The sequence below is a fragment of the Vibrio sp. 1557 genome, from assembly GCF_033340175.1.
Lineage (GTDB): Bacteria > Pseudomonadota > Gammaproteobacteria > Enterobacterales > Vibrionaceae > Vibrio > Vibrio alginolyticus.
Genome location: NZ_JAWOVZ010000001.1, coordinates 241,477 through 257,474, shown reverse-complemented (window position 1 = coordinate 257,474; position 15,998 = coordinate 241,477). Strand labels below are relative to the sequence as shown.

Annotated in this window: 15 protein-coding genes and 1 pseudogene; 7 read left to right on the top strand and 9 right to left on the bottom strand. The window is 45.6% G+C overall.

The window, feature by feature from the left end:
* Window positions 1-143: 143 nt before the first annotated feature.
* Window positions 144-1,748, top strand: coding sequence for a S8 family peptidase (locus R7070_RS01240; protein ID WP_017819842.1), 1,605 nt, complete (start codon window positions 144-146; stop codon window positions 1,746-1,748).
* Between the two features lie 260 nt (window positions 1,749-2,008).
* On the opposite strand, the gene fabG is transcribed toward R7070_RS01240, so the two are convergent.
* From fabG to R7070_RS01220, 4 genes are all read right to left on the bottom strand, one after another.
* Window positions 2,009-2,728 carry a 3-oxoacyl-ACP reductase FabG gene (gene fabG / locus R7070_RS01235; protein ID WP_017633598.1) on the bottom strand — a complete coding sequence of 240 codons (720 nt, stop codon included), beginning with the start codon at window positions 2,726-2,728 and terminating at the stop codon, window positions 2,009-2,011.
* A 300-nt stretch (window positions 2,729-3,028) separates the two neighbouring features.
* Window positions 3,029-3,823 (bottom strand): metal ABC transporter permease, encoded by a 795-nt coding sequence (locus tag R7070_RS01230; protein ID WP_017819841.1) that lies wholly within the window; start codon window positions 3,821-3,823, stop codon window positions 3,029-3,031.
* A 3-nt stretch (window positions 3,824-3,826) separates the two neighbouring features.
* A complete protein-coding gene (locus tag R7070_RS01225; RefSeq protein WP_017819840.1) occupies window positions 3,827-4,753 on the bottom strand; it encodes a metal ABC transporter solute-binding protein, Zn/Mn family in 927 nt (308 codons plus the stop codon).
* Window positions 4,743-5,885 (bottom strand): hypothetical protein, encoded by a 1,143-nt coding sequence (locus R7070_RS01220; protein ID WP_017819839.1) that lies wholly within the window; start codon window positions 5,883-5,885, stop codon window positions 4,743-4,745. The genes R7070_RS01225 and R7070_RS01220 overlap by 11 nt, the downstream gene beginning before the upstream one ends.
* A 208-nt stretch (window positions 5,886-6,093) precedes the next feature.
* On the opposite strand from R7070_RS01220, the gene R7070_RS01215 reads away from it, so the two are divergent.
* Window positions 6,094-6,765 (top strand): cupin domain-containing protein, encoded by a 672-nt coding sequence (locus R7070_RS01215; RefSeq protein WP_017819838.1) that lies wholly within the window; start codon window positions 6,094-6,096, stop codon window positions 6,763-6,765.
* Between the two features lie 73 nt (window positions 6,766-6,838).
* On the opposite strand, the gene R7070_RS01210 is transcribed toward R7070_RS01215, so the two are convergent.
* Window positions 6,839-7,078: a YdcH family protein gene (locus tag R7070_RS01210; protein WP_005373737.1), complete on the bottom strand. Its 240-nt coding sequence runs from the start codon at window positions 7,076-7,078 to the stop codon at window positions 6,839-6,841.
* A 228-nt stretch (window positions 7,079-7,306) separates the two neighbouring features.
* Here R7070_RS01210 and R7070_RS01205 point away from each other — a divergent pair, with 228 nt between their 5' ends.
* Window positions 7,307-8,110, top strand: coding sequence for an SDR family NAD(P)-dependent oxidoreductase (locus R7070_RS01205; protein WP_025767963.1), 804 nt, complete (start codon window positions 7,307-7,309; stop codon window positions 8,108-8,110).
* 77 nt (window positions 8,111-8,187) lie between these two features.
* Here R7070_RS01205 and R7070_RS01200 read toward each other — a convergent pair whose 3' ends face one another.
* Both R7070_RS01200 and R7070_RS01195 read right to left on the bottom strand, forming a co-directional pair.
* A complete protein-coding gene (locus R7070_RS01200; RefSeq protein ID WP_017819836.1) occupies window positions 8,188-9,090 on the bottom strand; it encodes a LysR family transcriptional regulator in 903 nt (300 codons plus the stop codon).
* Window positions 9,091-9,170: 80 nt separating this feature from the next.
* Complete coding sequence (locus R7070_RS01195) at window positions 9,171-10,040, bottom strand: GyrI-like domain-containing protein (RefSeq protein ID WP_064369384.1); 870 nt, start codon at window positions 10,038-10,040, stop codon at window positions 9,171-9,173.
* Window positions 10,041-10,164: 124 nt separating this feature from the next.
* On the opposite strand from R7070_RS01195, the gene R7070_RS01190 reads away from it, so the two are divergent.
* Window positions 10,165-11,313 (top strand): PLP-dependent aminotransferase family protein, encoded by a 1,149-nt coding sequence (locus R7070_RS01190; protein WP_085569169.1) that lies wholly within the window; start codon window positions 10,165-10,167, stop codon window positions 11,311-11,313.
* A 410-nt stretch (window positions 11,314-11,723) separates the two neighbouring features.
* Entirely contained in the window at window positions 11,724-12,752 is a 1,029-nt protein-coding gene (locus tag R7070_RS01185) for a hypothetical protein (RefSeq protein WP_256900376.1), read from the top strand.
* Between the two features lie 79 nt (window positions 12,753-12,831).
* On the opposite strand, the gene R7070_RS01180 is transcribed toward R7070_RS01185, so the two are convergent.
* Window positions 12,832-13,158 (bottom strand): DUF4156 domain-containing protein, encoded by a 327-nt coding sequence (locus tag R7070_RS01180; RefSeq protein ID WP_025767966.1) that lies wholly within the window; start codon window positions 13,156-13,158, stop codon window positions 12,832-12,834.
* 226 nt (window positions 13,159-13,384) lie between these two features.
* Here R7070_RS01180 and R7070_RS01175 point away from each other — a divergent pair, with 226 nt between their 5' ends.
* Window positions 13,385-14,095: a biotin/lipoate A/B protein ligase family protein gene (locus tag R7070_RS01175; protein ID WP_053349299.1), complete on the top strand. Its 711-nt coding sequence runs from the start codon at window positions 13,385-13,387 to the stop codon at window positions 14,093-14,095.
* 59 nt (window positions 14,096-14,154) lie between these two features.
* Here R7070_RS01175 and R7070_RS01170 read toward each other — a convergent pair.
* A pseudogene (locus R7070_RS01170) lies at window positions 14,155-14,232 on the bottom strand (VOC family protein); the annotation flags it as partial.
* 148 nt (window positions 14,233-14,380) lie between these two features.
* Here R7070_RS01170 and R7070_RS01165 point away from each other — a divergent pair.
* Complete coding sequence (locus tag R7070_RS01165; RefSeq protein WP_053349302.1) at window positions 14,381-15,949, top strand: DEAD/DEAH box helicase; 1,569 nt, start codon at window positions 14,381-14,383, stop codon at window positions 15,947-15,949.
* Window positions 15,950-15,998: the final 49 nt, after the last annotated feature.

Genomic DNA, 15,998 nt, shown 5'->3' with positions numbered 1-15,998 from the left:
CAGTTATGCATATAATTGCTCATTGTCTAGTTTGACTTGTGTAACGTCACTTCAGCACGTACTACGCTGATTGTCTGTGTTTTCGTGTTGACAGTTTGGTACTAGGTAAAAATCAACAAGACTATGATTTCAAGGAACATTTTATGTTAAAGAAACTACTAAGTTGTTGTATCACCTCCGCGCTCTGTTTTCATTCTTCTCTCGCTTTTTCGCAATCCAATGAGATTGTGGACAGTACAGAGTTACAACAAGCTCCGGACATATTACCAGCCACATTAATGCTCGCACCGGACGAGATCGCCATTGCAGATCGCTACATAGTGGTATTTCAACAACCGCAAATGATGGCGAGCAACTCAACGGAATTCGAGCAATTCACGCAACAATCCGTAGACCGCATGTCTGGTTTGTATTCGGTAAAAGTGGAGTCGGTTTTTGACCACTCGATAAGTGGATTTGTCGCTAACTTGAGTCCTGAGCAACTAAAAGATCTGCGTTCTGATCCTCGTGTGGACTACATTGAGCAAGACAGAATCCTATCGCTTGACCCAATAGTCTCGGCAGACGCAAATCAAACCAACGCCATTTGGGGACTAGACCGAATCGACCAACGAAACTTGCCACTCGATAACAACTACAGTGCCAACTTTGATGGGACTGGGGTAACGGCTTATGTCATCGATACTGGTGTGAATAACGCGCATGTTGAGTTCGGTGGTCGCTCAGTTTCAGGGTATGACTTTGTCGATAACGATGCAGATGCAAGTGACTGTAATGGACACGGCACACACGTAGCTGGCACCATTGGCGGCAGCTTGTATGGTGTTGCGAAAAACGTCAACCTTGTCGGCGTGAGAGTATTGAGCTGTACCGGATCGGGTTCTACTTCTGGTGTTATTGCCGGTGTGGACTGGGTGGCTGCGAACGCTTCCGGACCTTCAGTCGCCAACATGAGTTTAGGCGGCGGTCAATCCGTCGCTCTGGATAGTGCGGTGCAAAGTGCGGTTCAGTCAGGTGTCAGCTTTATGCTAGCAGCAGGTAACTCCAACGCCGATGCGTGTAACTATTCTCCAGCACGCGTTGCTTCCGGAGTAACTGTCGGATCGACCACTAGCACGGATGCACGTTCGAGTTTTTCAAACTGGGGCAGTTGTGTGGATGTATTTGCGCCAGGTTCACAAATCAAATCTGCATGGTATGACGGTGGCTACAAAACCATTAGTGGCACTTCGATGGCGACGCCACATGTGGCGGGTGTAGCAGCATTGTATCTTCAAGAAAACAGTTCACTGTCTCCAAGCCAAGTAGAGGCCTTGATCGTTAGCCGCGCAACTAGCGGAAAAGTGACGGACACAAGAGGCAGCGTGAACAAGCTACTTTATAGCTTAACGGATGAAGATTGTGGCCAAGACTGCGGTGGCCCAGACCCAACACCGGACCCAGAAGGCAAATTAACCTCGGGCGTGCCAATAAGTGGTTTAAGTGGTTCAACTGGTCAAGTAGCGTATTACTATGTTGATGTAGAAGCTGGGCAGCGTTTAACCGTACAAATGTATGGTGGAAGTGGTGATGCGGATTTGTATCTCCGTTTTGGAGCAAAACCAGCACTGAATGCATGGGACTGCCGACCTTTCAAATACGGTAACAATGAAACATGTACGGTCAGTGCGACACAAAGTGGACGTTATCACGTCATGATTCAAGGTTACTCAAACTATAGCGGTGTCAGCATTCAAGCGAGCTACTAGTTATTCTTCTCGTTACTAAAAGAGAGCAAAGCCCGCTTTTCGGTGGGCTTTTCTTTTGGGAATACGGTGCTTTAGGGAATGCAGTGTTTAAGAGGAGACGCCCGACGCTATTCAAACGTATTGGCCTTTTGCTTCAAAAACTCAACTCGAAGCGAAATCGAAGCTTTCTATTAGTAGTACTCACATAAGTCGGGTTCCTCAAACAAAAACGCCCTTCATATAAGTAAAAGGCGTTTTTATTTTGGGTTTTGATTAACGAGCTATAATACCAACCCACCGTCAATCTTGAGCACTTGGCCTGTGATGTAGGCGCTCTTGTCTGAGGTTAGGAAAGAGACGCCATTGGCAATATCTTGAACTGAGCCCATGCGCCCTAATGGGGTTTTGCCTTCCATCATTTGAATGACTTTCTCTGGCAGGTTCTTGGTCATGTCGGTGGCGATAAAGCCTGGCGCGACACAGTTGACGCGTATCTGTGCACCCTTTCTTGAAAGTTCTTTCGCCCAGCCTTTGCTCATTGAGATGACGCCGCCTTTACTTGCGCCGTAGTTGCTCTGGCCGATATTACCATCCGTTCCCACTATAGAAGAAATGCTAACAATACTGCCTGTGCCCTGCTCTAGCATGACAGGAGCAACACGTTGGGTGAGTAAGAACACCGCTTTTAGGTTCACGTCGATCACGCTGTCCCAGTCTTGCTCTAACATGTCTGGCAACAGTGCATCTCGAGTGATGCCCGCGTTGTTAACCAGAGCATCGATTCTTCCGTGCTGCTCTACAACACTTTCTACCACTTCACTGACAGCTTCGGCATCACACAAGTTGACTTGATAACTGCTTAGCTGCGCCGACTGGCTCCATTCCACGGGCGATATGTCTAGCCCGATTACGTGGAATCCATCCTCCAGTAATTGCTCACAAATCGCTTGGCCAATACCACGAGCCGCACCAGTGACTACTGCTACTTTTTCCGGTTTCATCTTGGTCTTCCTTAAATGTTGAGATTACAAATTCGCTTGTATCCCTAGCGTTTTTTGTTTTTATGCCTAGTCGCGTTACAGCTGCGCTTCTCATACGCAGGGTCTTTTATATCTAATAAAAACTATAGAAACAGTCTGGGAGTCGAATGTGAACTAATCAAGGCAACTTGATGACTATGGCAAGATCAACGTAAGAAAGTGTGTTGGAAGGCGCAAAGTTACACGATTGGAGGACTTGGATAGAAAAGTATTGGTCTGATTAATCAAATACTACTTCATCAGACCAATATTACTTGTCTCTTAATCTCTTACAAAAGCTGGTTTTGTTATTTTCACCAGAAAAGGCTGAAGCAAGAGATTAAACAACATGCCAGCAATAAACAGGGTGATCACAATACTCGCACCACTCGGTAAGTCATAGCGAGCCGATGCGGCAATACCCGATAAGATCCCAACAATACCAATGCTGATACTAGCGACAAAGAATCGAGTTCCCTTCAATGCTGCCGCACATAAAGCTGGAATAACCAACAAAGCAAATTCTAAATAAATGCCGGTTAACTTGACCGTAATGGGCATCAGGATTGCAAAGATCAGATAAAAACCACTACCGCGCATAAACGCAGGTTTTAACCAAACCAATAGCAACATCGCAGCGGTAATGAGTGCCAAAGGCCAAACGTCTGCCCAAGTCGCCCATAACAATTGCCCATTAAGAATGCCTTGAATAAAGTCTCCGCCGTGTGGGTCTTTACTCACCAGCAGGATCGCCAGCGATGCAGACACGACAAACAAGCTGCCAATCATGGGCTCTAAATGTTGCTGGTATCGTTTCTCCATTAAGGCAATCAAACCGCAAAGCATCAAAGACATCACCCAAGGGCCAACCATCTCACCAAAGAAAGAACCAGAAAAGAGATCGTATTGGTTCAACCAATAGTGACTTAGTGCAGCCCCCAAGGCCGCAACTTGTGCCACCGCCAAATCAATAAAGATAATTTGGCGTTTTAACACTTGCTGCCCGAGCACCACGTTACCGACCAGAGCAATCAAGCCACACAGCACCGCAGGTAATAGCCATGCATAATCTGCCATGGTTTAGATCTTCACCGGAACAGGTTGCACGAGCACATCCAACAAATCATCGATAACTTGGTCGTACATTTCATCCAAGCTTTCGCCATCAGAAACCGTTAAAGGCAGCTGAATCAGCGGCTTATTGGTTTGTTTCTGTAGCCAGTTTGCAGGACGCTGGTCTTGATGCGACGAGTAGACAATCGCTTCAAAAGAATCCGAGTCCAACTTAGTTAAGGATTGAAGGTGAGAAGTGGTAGGAGAAATGCCCGGCTTTGGTTCGAGGTCAGCGATTTGCTCCATGCCAAGCCAATCATATAGGTAACGGTAGGTTTCGTGATAGCCCACCACTTGTTTACCCTTTAATGGCGCGGCTTTCTCATTCCACTCATTGAGCTTTTTACGCCAGTGAGCGCGGAACTTCATACCATTCACTTGATAGCTTTGCGCGTTATCAGGATCGATGCTCTTCAAACGTTCCGTCAAAGCACGCGAAATCGCAACCATGTCATTCGCCGCAAACTGTACATGTGGGTTTCCGTGCGCATGAATGTCCCCCATGCTGCGGTCGACATGATCATGAGTGTCTAACATGCGCACGAAATCGGTCGCGTAGATCATGCTTTGTGAACCGTTTTTCACCGCACCATTGCTACTGCGAACTTGCAACATAGGCAACCATCCTACTTCTAACTCCGCGCCGGAACACATTGCCATGTCGGCTTGGCGCATCTTTGCAATCAAAGAAGGGCGAGCTTGTACATAATGAGGATCTTGCTTGGCGGTGGTCGCGGAATAGATGGTCGCGTCTGGGGCGTGACTTTCGAGAAGGGCTTTCCATTCTGGCTCACAAACAAAGATGTTCAGAGCCAAAGCAGGTGAAGAGATGATGGCAGCCCCCGCCGCCATCATCGCTAAACTGCATTTATTTAATGTCAGCTTAGAACGCATGTGCACCGTGCGCTCCAAATGTCATCACGTATTGCAGAGTGAATACGTTGTCTGTCTCGCTGTCTTGGTTATCAATGCGAGTGTATTGAGCACGGATAGTACCAAAGTGAGAAGAATCCCATGCGATCATCGCATCCATTTCTTTATCATTCAGTGCAGTGAAGTGCATGTGGTCGCCGTGCGCGTGGCCATCGTAGCTTTCTGCTTCACCGTAACGTAGACCTGCTGACCAGCTTGGGTTGAAGCGATAAACACCCGAAACATAGTAAGCGCTTAAGTTGTCTGGTGACTCTGCATCGTTTTTATATTTGCTATCTACCACACCGTCTAACAGCATGTATTCAGCCGATAGCGTGAAGTTGCTGTATTTGTAATTACCGTCTGGTGCCCATTTCCAAACAAAATCAGCACCGTAAAGGTTCGCACCTGTCACTGCTGCGCCATGATGGTGATCGTGCTCATGCTCTTCTTCATGACCGTGGTCGTGATCTTCGAATTCTTTAACCTTGCCGTTTTCGTTACGCAGGTAACTTAAACCAAACTGCCAACTTGAAGATTCGGAGAAGTCACTACCAAGCTTCAGCGTCGTGGTGTACACGCCAACTTCAGAACCATCTTCGACAGAAGACATTTTGCTACCACTGAGCGCTTCTACACCAAGTTTTACATAAAGGTCGGTTGGCAACACGATGTTTGCACGTACACCATCATCGTAGTAGTGCGAGCCAAGGAAAGTACGATAAGCAATTGGACGCTCAACAAAGCTATCGGTGTGCATGTGTTGGTTGTTCAGGTAACCAAAGTCAGATAGGAATCGGCCAGCGCGCACGTTTACACCATATGGCAATGCCAAAGTTTCGATGAATGCCTCTTCAAGCTCTAATTCTGTCTCATCACCATGACTTTCAAGAACCGCGGTCAATGCGCCGTAAAACTTGTCGTCGATATTTGATGAGAAGTTTAATTCCGTATGGCCTAGACCAAAGCCTTCTTCGCGCTCAGAATTATGACGTTGGCCATCTTGGTAGTAGCCATCAACAACAACACCAATCTGTGGGTTCGATAGTGTGTCGGCAAAAACAGGGGATGCAAAAATGCTACCGATCACGAGAGACACCAATTTCTTATTCACTACTTTTTCCTTTTTGTTATGTTATAACATTTAATTTTTCGATGTTATAATATAACAATTCTCATTACACAAGCAGAAATTTAAATTAGGCTCCGATTTCATGTTCGTACTCAATCCATGAATTGGGCTATCAACAAATGAATCAATTGATGTTTTTTATACGTATACTAATGAGAATTAGTAATTAAATAAGTAACGGAATTTCAATATGTTGAATATGGATTTTTCAAAAAGAATCGTGATAGATACTGCTCAACAGGAGTGGATCGCCAGCCCTTCCAAAGGTGTGTGGCGCAAACCTTTGGAACGAGAAGCCAAAGAATCAGGGCATACCACCAGCGTCGTTAAGTACAAGCCAAATTCGCAGTTTTCGACTCATCCTCACCCTCGAGGAGAAGAAATATTGGTGCTCGAGGGAGTATTCTCTGACGAATACGGTGACTACCCTGCTGGCACTTACCTTCGTAACCCTCCAGGAAGTCAACACGCACCATTTAGCAAAGAAGGCTGTGTGATTTTAGTTAAACTAAATCAGTTCGAATCTGAGGATCTTGAAACAGTTCGCATTAATACAAACCAAGCGAGCTGGCAGAGTGGTGTCGGTGGGTTGCAAGTCATGCCTCTGCATCATTTTGAGCACGAACATGTCGCGTTGGTTAAATGGCCAAAAGGTGAGAAGTTTCAACCACCCCGTCACTTTGGTGGTGAAGAAATTTTCGTATTGTCAGGAGAGTTTAGAGACGAGCTAGGTACCTATCCCGCTCTCTCTTGGATCCGAAGCCCACATATGAGCGAGCATTTTCCTTTTGTAGAGCAAGAAACGATCATTTGGGTAAAAACTGGTCACCTGCCGCTCCAAGCTCCTGCTCAGCACTCCTAATGTTTGCACACTTGGCATCGTCCATTGGAACTAAAATCGGCCCGCAATTTACGAGCCGATGATCATTTCGTCACTAAGAACCCATTATTCGCGAGTGGAGCCAGTCTTTGAGCTCAGCCCGGTTATGTTTTAACACGTTCATTTCGTGATCATCAATCGGGCTTCCTTGAAGTTCTAGTACGCGGATTTCCTTATCTAAAGCATTGTAGTTTTTAACGGTTTCAGCAAATGATGCATCGTTTTCGGTAAGCTGAGTAATGGTATCCAAATGTTCTGGGAATTCATGAGTTAATGAGTGATTTTCACCTAACATAGAGACCTCTTGGCTATTATTTGAGTACAAAATAGTGCCTAATTTTTGAGCACCACATGTATAACCGTAGCATCTAATGAGACGTTAATTCGTCGCACCGTCCACAAAAAGAACAACAAAGTTATTTTCAATTTTTCCTAGAAAGTGTTTTCTTTTTAGTCTCAATAGTCGAATGCAAAAGATGCCACTATGATCGTTCTATATTAACCCTCAACAATGAGAGCGATCATGCGAAAGACAATTCTAGTTACTGGATCTACTGACGGTATTGGTTTAGAAACCGCGAAAATGTTAATTAACCGTGAACAACACGTAATAATCCATGGCCGGAATATAGAGAAAGTTCAACAAGTTGAGCAAAGTTTGAGGGAGATGAAAAGTGGTAAAGTTGAAAGCCTTGTTGCTGATTTATCCTCTCCCAATGCGGTAAAACAGATAGTGATGGAGATAACAGAACGGTTCAATCATTTAGACGTCATCATTAACAATGCTGGTGTGTACGCAACACCAAATCCAAGAACTAAAGAGGGTCTTGATGTACGCTTCGCAGTCAACACCATTGCTCCCTACTTACTCACTAGAGAGCTATTGCCGTTGCTCGGAGATACGGGTCGTGTGGTTAATTTGTCTTCAGCTGCACAAACAACAGTAAACACTAGCGCTTTACTCGGTAACAAACCATTGTCAGATGGCGAAGCATATGCCCAAAGCAAATTGGCATTAACGATGTGGTCACGAGCAATCGGACTAAAGCTTAAGAACACTGGCCCTATGTTGGTATCAGTAAACCCAAAATCATTCCTAGGTAGTAAGATGGTTAAAGATGCTTATGGGGTTGCTGGTGGTGATATCCGCTTAGGAGCAGATATTCTAACTCGCGCTGCGCTATCAGAAGAGTTTGCTCAAGCGCATGGTATGTACTTCGATAATGACATTGAAGCATTCGCGCCCCCACACCCTGATGCATTAGATCAAAGCAAAACACAGCAGATAATTGATACTATTGAATTAATCTTAAGCAAACTCTATTAATAACAATTAAGAATTATCTTGAGGTTCGTTTTTATTCGGACCTTAAAAACAATGTATTCGATAAGTGAAACTTGTTATCACTTTTCCGCAAACTCCCAATAAGGTGGCGTGCCATAGTATTCAGCAAAGTAATCAATAAAGGCACGCACCTTAGGCGCAATTAAACGAGAGCTTGGGTACACAGCCCAAATCCCAGCATCCATCGCTAAAGGGTGATCTTCGAGCACTTCCACTAGCTGACCACTTTGTAATTCTTGATAAACACTCCAAACCGAGTTGATAGAAATACCTAACCCGTTTACCGTCGCGTCTCTCATCGCATCACCATTATCGGTTTTAAAACGACCAGAAGTTCTTACATTGAACATTCCATCTTTTGTATTGAATGACCAATTATTCATTCCAACTAAGTTAATACATTCATGATTCGCCAAGTCTTGGGGCTTGTTAGGTCTCCCAAATTGTTCAATATAATCTGGTGATGCAACGATAATACGACGATCTGGCGCAAGCTTTCTTGCAACCAATGAAGAATCTTTCAACTCAGCGACACGAATGGCGACATCAAAACCTCCCTCAACCAGATCAATAATGGAATCAGAAAATCGGCAGTCCACGGTTAACCCTGGGTAACGCGCCATAAAACCTTTTAATGCGGGCACAATATGCAAGCGACCAAAAGTTGCAGAGGCGGTTATACGTAATACTCCCGTTGGCGCACTCTGCCCTGAGCCAACAGCTCCCCTTGCTGCCTCCACTGTTGCAAGGACCTCCTCCGCGTGAGGTAAAAAAGCCTGCCCCTCTTCAGTTAAGGAAACTTTGCGTGTGGTGCGATGAACTAAACGAACTCCTAAGCTGTCCTCAAGTTTATTGATGTGTGCGCTAGCGACAGCAGGAGAAAGTCCAAGCTCCTGGCCAGCCATGCTGATGTTGTGTGTCGAAGCCAAACGGACAAATAGCTTTACATGATCGATGTTCATTTAATTTTCAATTATTTGTAAAAAATCACCATATAGAGCTTAGCATTTTCTTCCTTATGGATAGTAAATAAGTACTCCGGTTAGAAAAAACTGACGGGAAGATAGAAGTCCAGCTCAAACGCCTCATCATGGCTGAGGAAATGGTTTTTATGATAGTGAACATAAGCGGGAGTAGAACGCTGCTTAAAGCCTGAATTCGGCAACCACTTCTCTAATACCATACTCAGTTGAGGAAGAAGCTCACCATATACTCCCGTTAAGCGAAAAACAGCATGTAAACCACCCGGAATCGTCATTTGATTCACGACACCGCGTACTTTAAGCGGCTTATCAATCGCCATACAAGCCACATAGCGACACTTATCTAGCTCGACCCAAGCTGGGTTGGAGTGATGCAAACCATATTGAACCGAAAAGTCCCGATTCTCAGAGCTTGCCCACGCCTTCAAAATCAGCCACGCATTGCGAATGGAACGGCTATAACCCTCATGCCGCACATAAGCCGCAAAGCGTTGTGGAACCTCCATAATTTTAGGTTCTGGCAACTCGCGTTTAGCAACCCGATGATAACCCGCAGCCACTTCCGGATCTTTTAGATACGGCTTTTCTGCGACTTGTAAATCATGCTTTCGCCACGCACCAGGAGACATAGCGAACGTTGCTTTAAACGCTCGGCTAAAAGAAGATACCGAGCTAAAGCCGCACTTGTTAGCAATGTCTAACACCGATGAGCTGGTATCAAACATCAGTTGATTGGCTGCGTATTCCATTCTTGTGCGACGGATATATTGATGGACAGACTCCCCTACCACATCTTTAAAAATACGATGGAAGTGCTGTTCAGAATAGGCTGCTACATCTGCTAGCTCTTTAGCCGATAAATCTCTGCTAATGTCCTGGTGAATGTAAAACAGCACGTCATTGATTCTGGAAACTTGTTGATGGCTCACGGAGTAAACTTTCACTTAAATAGCATAAATGGACATGTTTAACAGCATAAATGGACACACCAAGCTTGGCAATTTACCTATACTATTTCTGACATAAAAAAGACAATTACGAGAAGCACAGCACATGGAAATCGCACAGTCATTACAACAAACTAAGTCATCCTACATCCGAGAGATCCTCGCAGCAGCGAGCGATAAGAACGTCATTTCTCTTGCAGGTGGCTTGCCGGACGAAAAAACCTTCCCGATCGACTTAATGAAACCGACGCTCGAAAACCTCGCGAATATGCCAGAGGTGTTTCAATATGGCGCAACAGCAGGCTACGCACCGCTACTTAATTTTTTGACCGATTATTACCAGCTGCCAGAATCTCATTTGGCTATGATCACAACGGGCTCTCAGCAAGGGCTAGATTTGATTGCGCGTGCGTACGTAAATCCGGGCGATAAAGTGGTGATGGAAGCACCGAGCTACCTTGGTGCTATGCAAGTATTCGGTCTAGTGCAAGCCAGCATCGTGACCGTTTCACAAACCGAGTGTGGCCCAAACCTTGAAGAACTCGAACAATGCTTTGCCACGCAGCAACCGAAAATGTTCTATGCTGTGCCCGATTTTCACAACCCAACGGGCGTATGCTGGGCGCTAGAGACTCGCCAAAAAGTTGCCGAACTTTGTATCCAATACGACGTTGCATTCATTGAAGACGCACCATACCGCGAGCTGCGTTTTTCTGGTGAAGCACTGCCGCTAGTTTCGGATTTCTGCCCGCAGCACTCCATCGTATTGCGCTCTTTCTCCAAAATAGCTTCACCAGGCTTGCGTATTGGTGTAGTTACGGGCAAGAGTAGCTACCTTGAGCCACTCATCAAAATTAAACAAGGTGCCGATCTGCACTCTAGTATTCCTATGCAAGCTTTGCTGCATGGTCTACTGCAACATGACAACTTCGAAACGCACATTTCAACCATCTGTGCGCTTTACAAATCACGTTACGATGTCATGTTTGCTGAACTGCAAAAACAGCTGCCAGAAAGTTGCGTACTCAAACCCGTCGATGGTGGTATGTTCGTTTGGGTCGAAATTCCAGAATGCGACACCTTCGAACTGGCGAAAAACCTTCTCGCAAACTGGGTTGCTGTAGTGCCGAGCCCGGTCTTTTATCCAGAAGGTTCAAAGGTAAAAGCCGCTCTGCGTCTTAACTTTACCAATGCTACACCAGAAGAACTGACGACAGCTGTCTCTCGACTCGCGGATGTCCTCAACACGTTGTAATTGAACACGAGTGTAAGAACCTGCCTTTGAGATTCAAAAAAGTCTCAAAGGCAGCATCAAAAAAGTTCCCCAAAAAAATTTATATTTTTCCTTCAAATCAACTCTCTACAGTAAGTGCCTGTTTTCTCTTGAACCTCTCACTCATATAAAAATGAGAACTCAATCACGTATTTGATGGTTGGAAAAGTTACGTCTATCTTTCAGTCAAAGACATCAACTTCGCAGCGTTAATGCTCTCAATTTCAGACACTTTATCAATCGTGGCTTAGCGGTTGATAAACGACTAAAAAAGCATCTGTGGGCATACCCACTACGAAGGGTTGACCAGAACCATTCTGAATGTCGCGAGCCAATCTTTTGATTGGCAATTACGTCAGTGAATCGCACCAAATGACAGAGGGGTTATCAGGATGAATACTCGAACCACGACAGGACTCGTCACCATCGGCTGGTCCGTTACACTTTCACTTTTTACCGCATTCGCCGTGTATGCCAATACGTCGCCAAACTGTAGTGACGTATTAGCGGGCAACACAACCGCCGCATCGCAAAAAATGATGGTTTTATTGGGCGAAGACATCACCAAATCCAACCGTATAACTACGGTGATTCCAGCCGAAAACAATCCATTTGTGACCGAAGAACTGGTTTCGGTTTCTAACGACGTATCGCCAAACGGTCGTCTTTCACAAAAGAGTTTGGAAGAGATTCGGAAAGTCCGCTCAAATCTAGAGAAAGCAGCACAGGAAGTAAGCCGATTACAGGGCACTTTTGAAGTGGCTTTCATCAGTTTGATTGATGGTTACTGCCAATTTTCTAATCATAAACGTACTCAACATGCCAAAATCGACTTTGACCATTTGGAAGGCCTCACTTTGTATTCAATCCCCGCTTTAATAGCAATGGTCGATCAGTCGTACTCCATGGCAAAGAATCGAATCGCTAATGAGCAGAAACAGTTAAGCGACATTGAAAAAGAGAAACAGCGGCAGAAACAACAAGCAGCCGCGGCAGCAGCCGCTCGTTACCAAGACGGTAACGTACTCGTAAGAGTCGAGAACTTTGATGGCGCTAATGTGACATTTTCCGTTACTAACATTGGTTCACAAGGATCATTACAACCAAATTTCAACACGTTTAATGCATATCGCACAGAAAGTGGAGAATTAATCTACAAGTCAGAATCTTTACTACACCTGGCGGATACTGCAGGTAACACACTTGAAACAATGGGTATCGCTGAGCTCTCATCACAAGGTGGAAGTGACATATCGATCTCTCCTGGAGAAACCCGAAAATTCGTTACTAGCATTGCTTCAGAAGTCGCGCCACATACGCAGTTGAGCTTAGAGTTTCCAGCCAAAGTGCTTAATACCGAGCGAGACTTTACATTGTCGTTTTCTGATACATCAGCGGTGGCGACAGCAAACGTTAATTAACGTAAAGTAGTCAGTATTTGTAGAACGCATCAAAGACAGGCGAGCAGCGCCTGTCTTACAATTATGATCAAGCCAATAGCTACTGTTTGCACTTGTAAGCATTTGCAAACATCGTCACTGACGTAGAAAAGCTCAACGGTTGATACAAGTACAAGGTATCTGCGCCTAAATCCGCCGCCTTGATGCGCATTTGGTTTAGCGTCCCCCAAACCATGTCTTTATCGGCGTGAAGCCAGTAGTCGTAAAAGTGTCCTTCTGAGCCGATCACGGTACCCATTAGTTCACAGTTTTCAATCGCATTCACATTGTCCCAAAGCACCTGTACTTGCTCAGATTCTTGAGTTGGGAACGTCACACATCCCGTTAATGATGCCGCTAACGCGAGAGTCATCACTCGCTTTTTCATACTTATTATCGCCAAAATTTTTCATAGATGGCAGATTTTATGAATGGCTGATGTGATGACTAGCAAAAACTTTTTATCGCGTGTTCAAGTAGAATTAATGGACAACGGAAAAGATCCAAAAGGTGATCATGCAGCTAGCGAGCAAAAACCTAATAATCACAGACCTAGCAATAAAGCTGTATCTGAGATACAACAGTAATGATTAAATAGCCGCGAGGGATAGAGTTTGGTTGCTAAAAATAAGCTAATTCGCTACACAGCTACGGAAGTCGCTGATGCATTTGACAAAGAAGATGAGCTCATTAAACAAGTTCAGTCCAACCAACTCTCGCAAGTGCTATTGCTTTGGCAAGTAAAAAGTCCAACGCTCGTGCTTCCCGCGGGTAAGAAATGGCCAGTGTCTAATGAGTTAGAACATGCGTTAAATACGTCTGGCTGGAAGCTCTTTTCTCGTAAAACCGGTGGTGCCCCAGTCCCTCAGGTGCCAGGTATTATCAATCTATCCCACATTTACCACTGGCCAGAAGGCGAGCCTTACAACATCAAAAAAGCGTATCTCGATTTATGTGCGATATTAACGGTTTTCTTTAAACAGCTCGGCGTGAAAGTGGATGTTCATGCTACGCCTTATTCCTACTGCGATGGCGAGTACAACCTCAACATTGGCGGGCAAAAAGTCGTGGGAACCGCGCAGCGCGTTTTACTGAAAAAAGGCGGTGGGCAAGTGGTGTTATCACAAGCATGCATTCTGATTGATGCCGACGTCGAGAAGATTGTCGAACCAGTACGAATGTGTAATCAGCTCTGCGGTCACAGCGATGATATTCGTGGTGATGTCCACACACCGCTCTTCCATCATATATCCGACCGCCCATCGGTAGATTCGCTCTTTCAGCAATTGACGAGTGCGTTTTTAACGCATGCAAAAGCGGAGTAATGAAAGGAGCAATCCTCCCCCACACTCCGAACATCATTCGATAAACTAAAACTGCATACCGTGATAGCGATGTAAGAATGGGCATCGCCAACGTAAAACCATTCAATCGATCGACCAAACCAGTTATCAGTTTTGCCTGCCAAAAAGAAATGAGATCCAGTTCAAATATTTATCCATGACGGAATTAGTTGAAGCCTGCGCGTAAAAGCCTCAGAATGTCGCACTTTTCGCACCGATTTGTTTTCGGCGCGTTGTTATCTAACTCTACAATTGAGAATCATACATATGGGTTTTACCTCGTTAGGTCTATCTGCTCCAATCCTTAAAGCTATTCAAGAGAAAGGCTACGACACCCCTTCGCCAATTCAGGCAAAAGCAATTCCTGCTATTTTGGAAGGGAAAGACGTAATGGCAGCAGCGCAGACTGGTACAGGTAAAACTGCAGGCTTTACGCTACCGATTCTTGAGCGTTTATCGAACGGCCCTCGCGTTCGTGCTAACCAAGTTCGTGCACTTATCCTGACGCCAACACGTGAGCTTGCAGCTCAGGTGCAAGAAAACGTATTTATGTACGGCCGTCATCTTCCACTAAGCAGTGCGGTTGTTTTTGGTGGTGTGAAGATCAACCCGCAAATGCAGCGTCTTCGCAAAGGTGCGGATGTGTTGGTCGCGACACCAGGCCGCCTGATGGATTTGTACAACCAAAATGCAGTGAAGTTCGACCAACTGGAAGTGCTAGTACTGGACGAAGCAGACCGCATGCTAGATATGGGCTTTATCCGTGACATTCGTAAGATCCTAGCTCTGCTACCTAAACAGCGTCAGAACCTACTTTTCTCTGCAACTTTCTCGGATGAAATCCGCGACCTTGCGAAAGGCTTGGTGAACAACCCGGTTGAGATTTCCGTTAACCCGGCAAACTCGACGGCGAGAACGGTTGAGCAAAGCATCTACCCAGCAGACGTGAAGAAGAAAGCACCGATGTTGGTTAAATTGATCAAAGACGGCGATTGGAAGCAAGTGCTGGTGTTTACGAAAACGAAACACGGCGCAAACCGTCTGGCGAAGTTCCTGATCGAACAAAATCTACCGGCTGCTGCCATCCACGGCAACAAGAGCCAAGGCGCGCGTACCAAAGCACTGGCGGATTTTAAATCGGGTGAAATTCGTGTGTTGGTCGCGACGGACATTGCTGCGCGCGGTATCGATATTCCGCAATTACCGCAAGTGGTGAACTTTGAGCTACCGAAAGTGGCAGAAGACTACGTTCACCGTATTGGTCGTACTGGCCGCGCGGGCGAAGTAGGTAAAGCGATTTCACTGGTGTGTGCGCTAGAAGCATCTGAATTGTTTGCGATTGAACGTTTGATTCAAGAAGTACTACCACGTAAAAAGTTGGAAGGTTTTGCGCCAACCAATGTGGTGCCAGAATCTAAACTGGATACGCGCCCAATCAAACCGAAAAAACCTAAGAAGCCGAAAAAACCAAAAGCGCCAAATGCTGCAAGTGAAAATGCCCCAGCAGCCGAAAAGAAAGCAGGCAATGGTGCAAACAAACCCAAACGTCGCTTCAACGGTGGTAGCAACGGCAACAAAAACAGCACCAACCAAGGCGGTGCAGGCAAGCCTAAAGGCAACCGTGAAGGCCAAAGTCGTGCAAACAGTAAACCAGATGACCGCAAACCTAACGGCAACAAGCCAAATGGTAATAAACCGAATGGAAATAAACCAAACGGTAATAAGAGTGGCAACGCTGGTAAACCGTCTGGTAACCGCAAGCCAAACAATGCTAAGCCTGCAGGAAACAAACCGTCAGGTCAGCGCCGTAAGCCTCGTCCGCAAGCTGCAAACTAACCTGTAAACGGCCACCGATAGCAAATACAACAAAGCCGCTGATAATCTC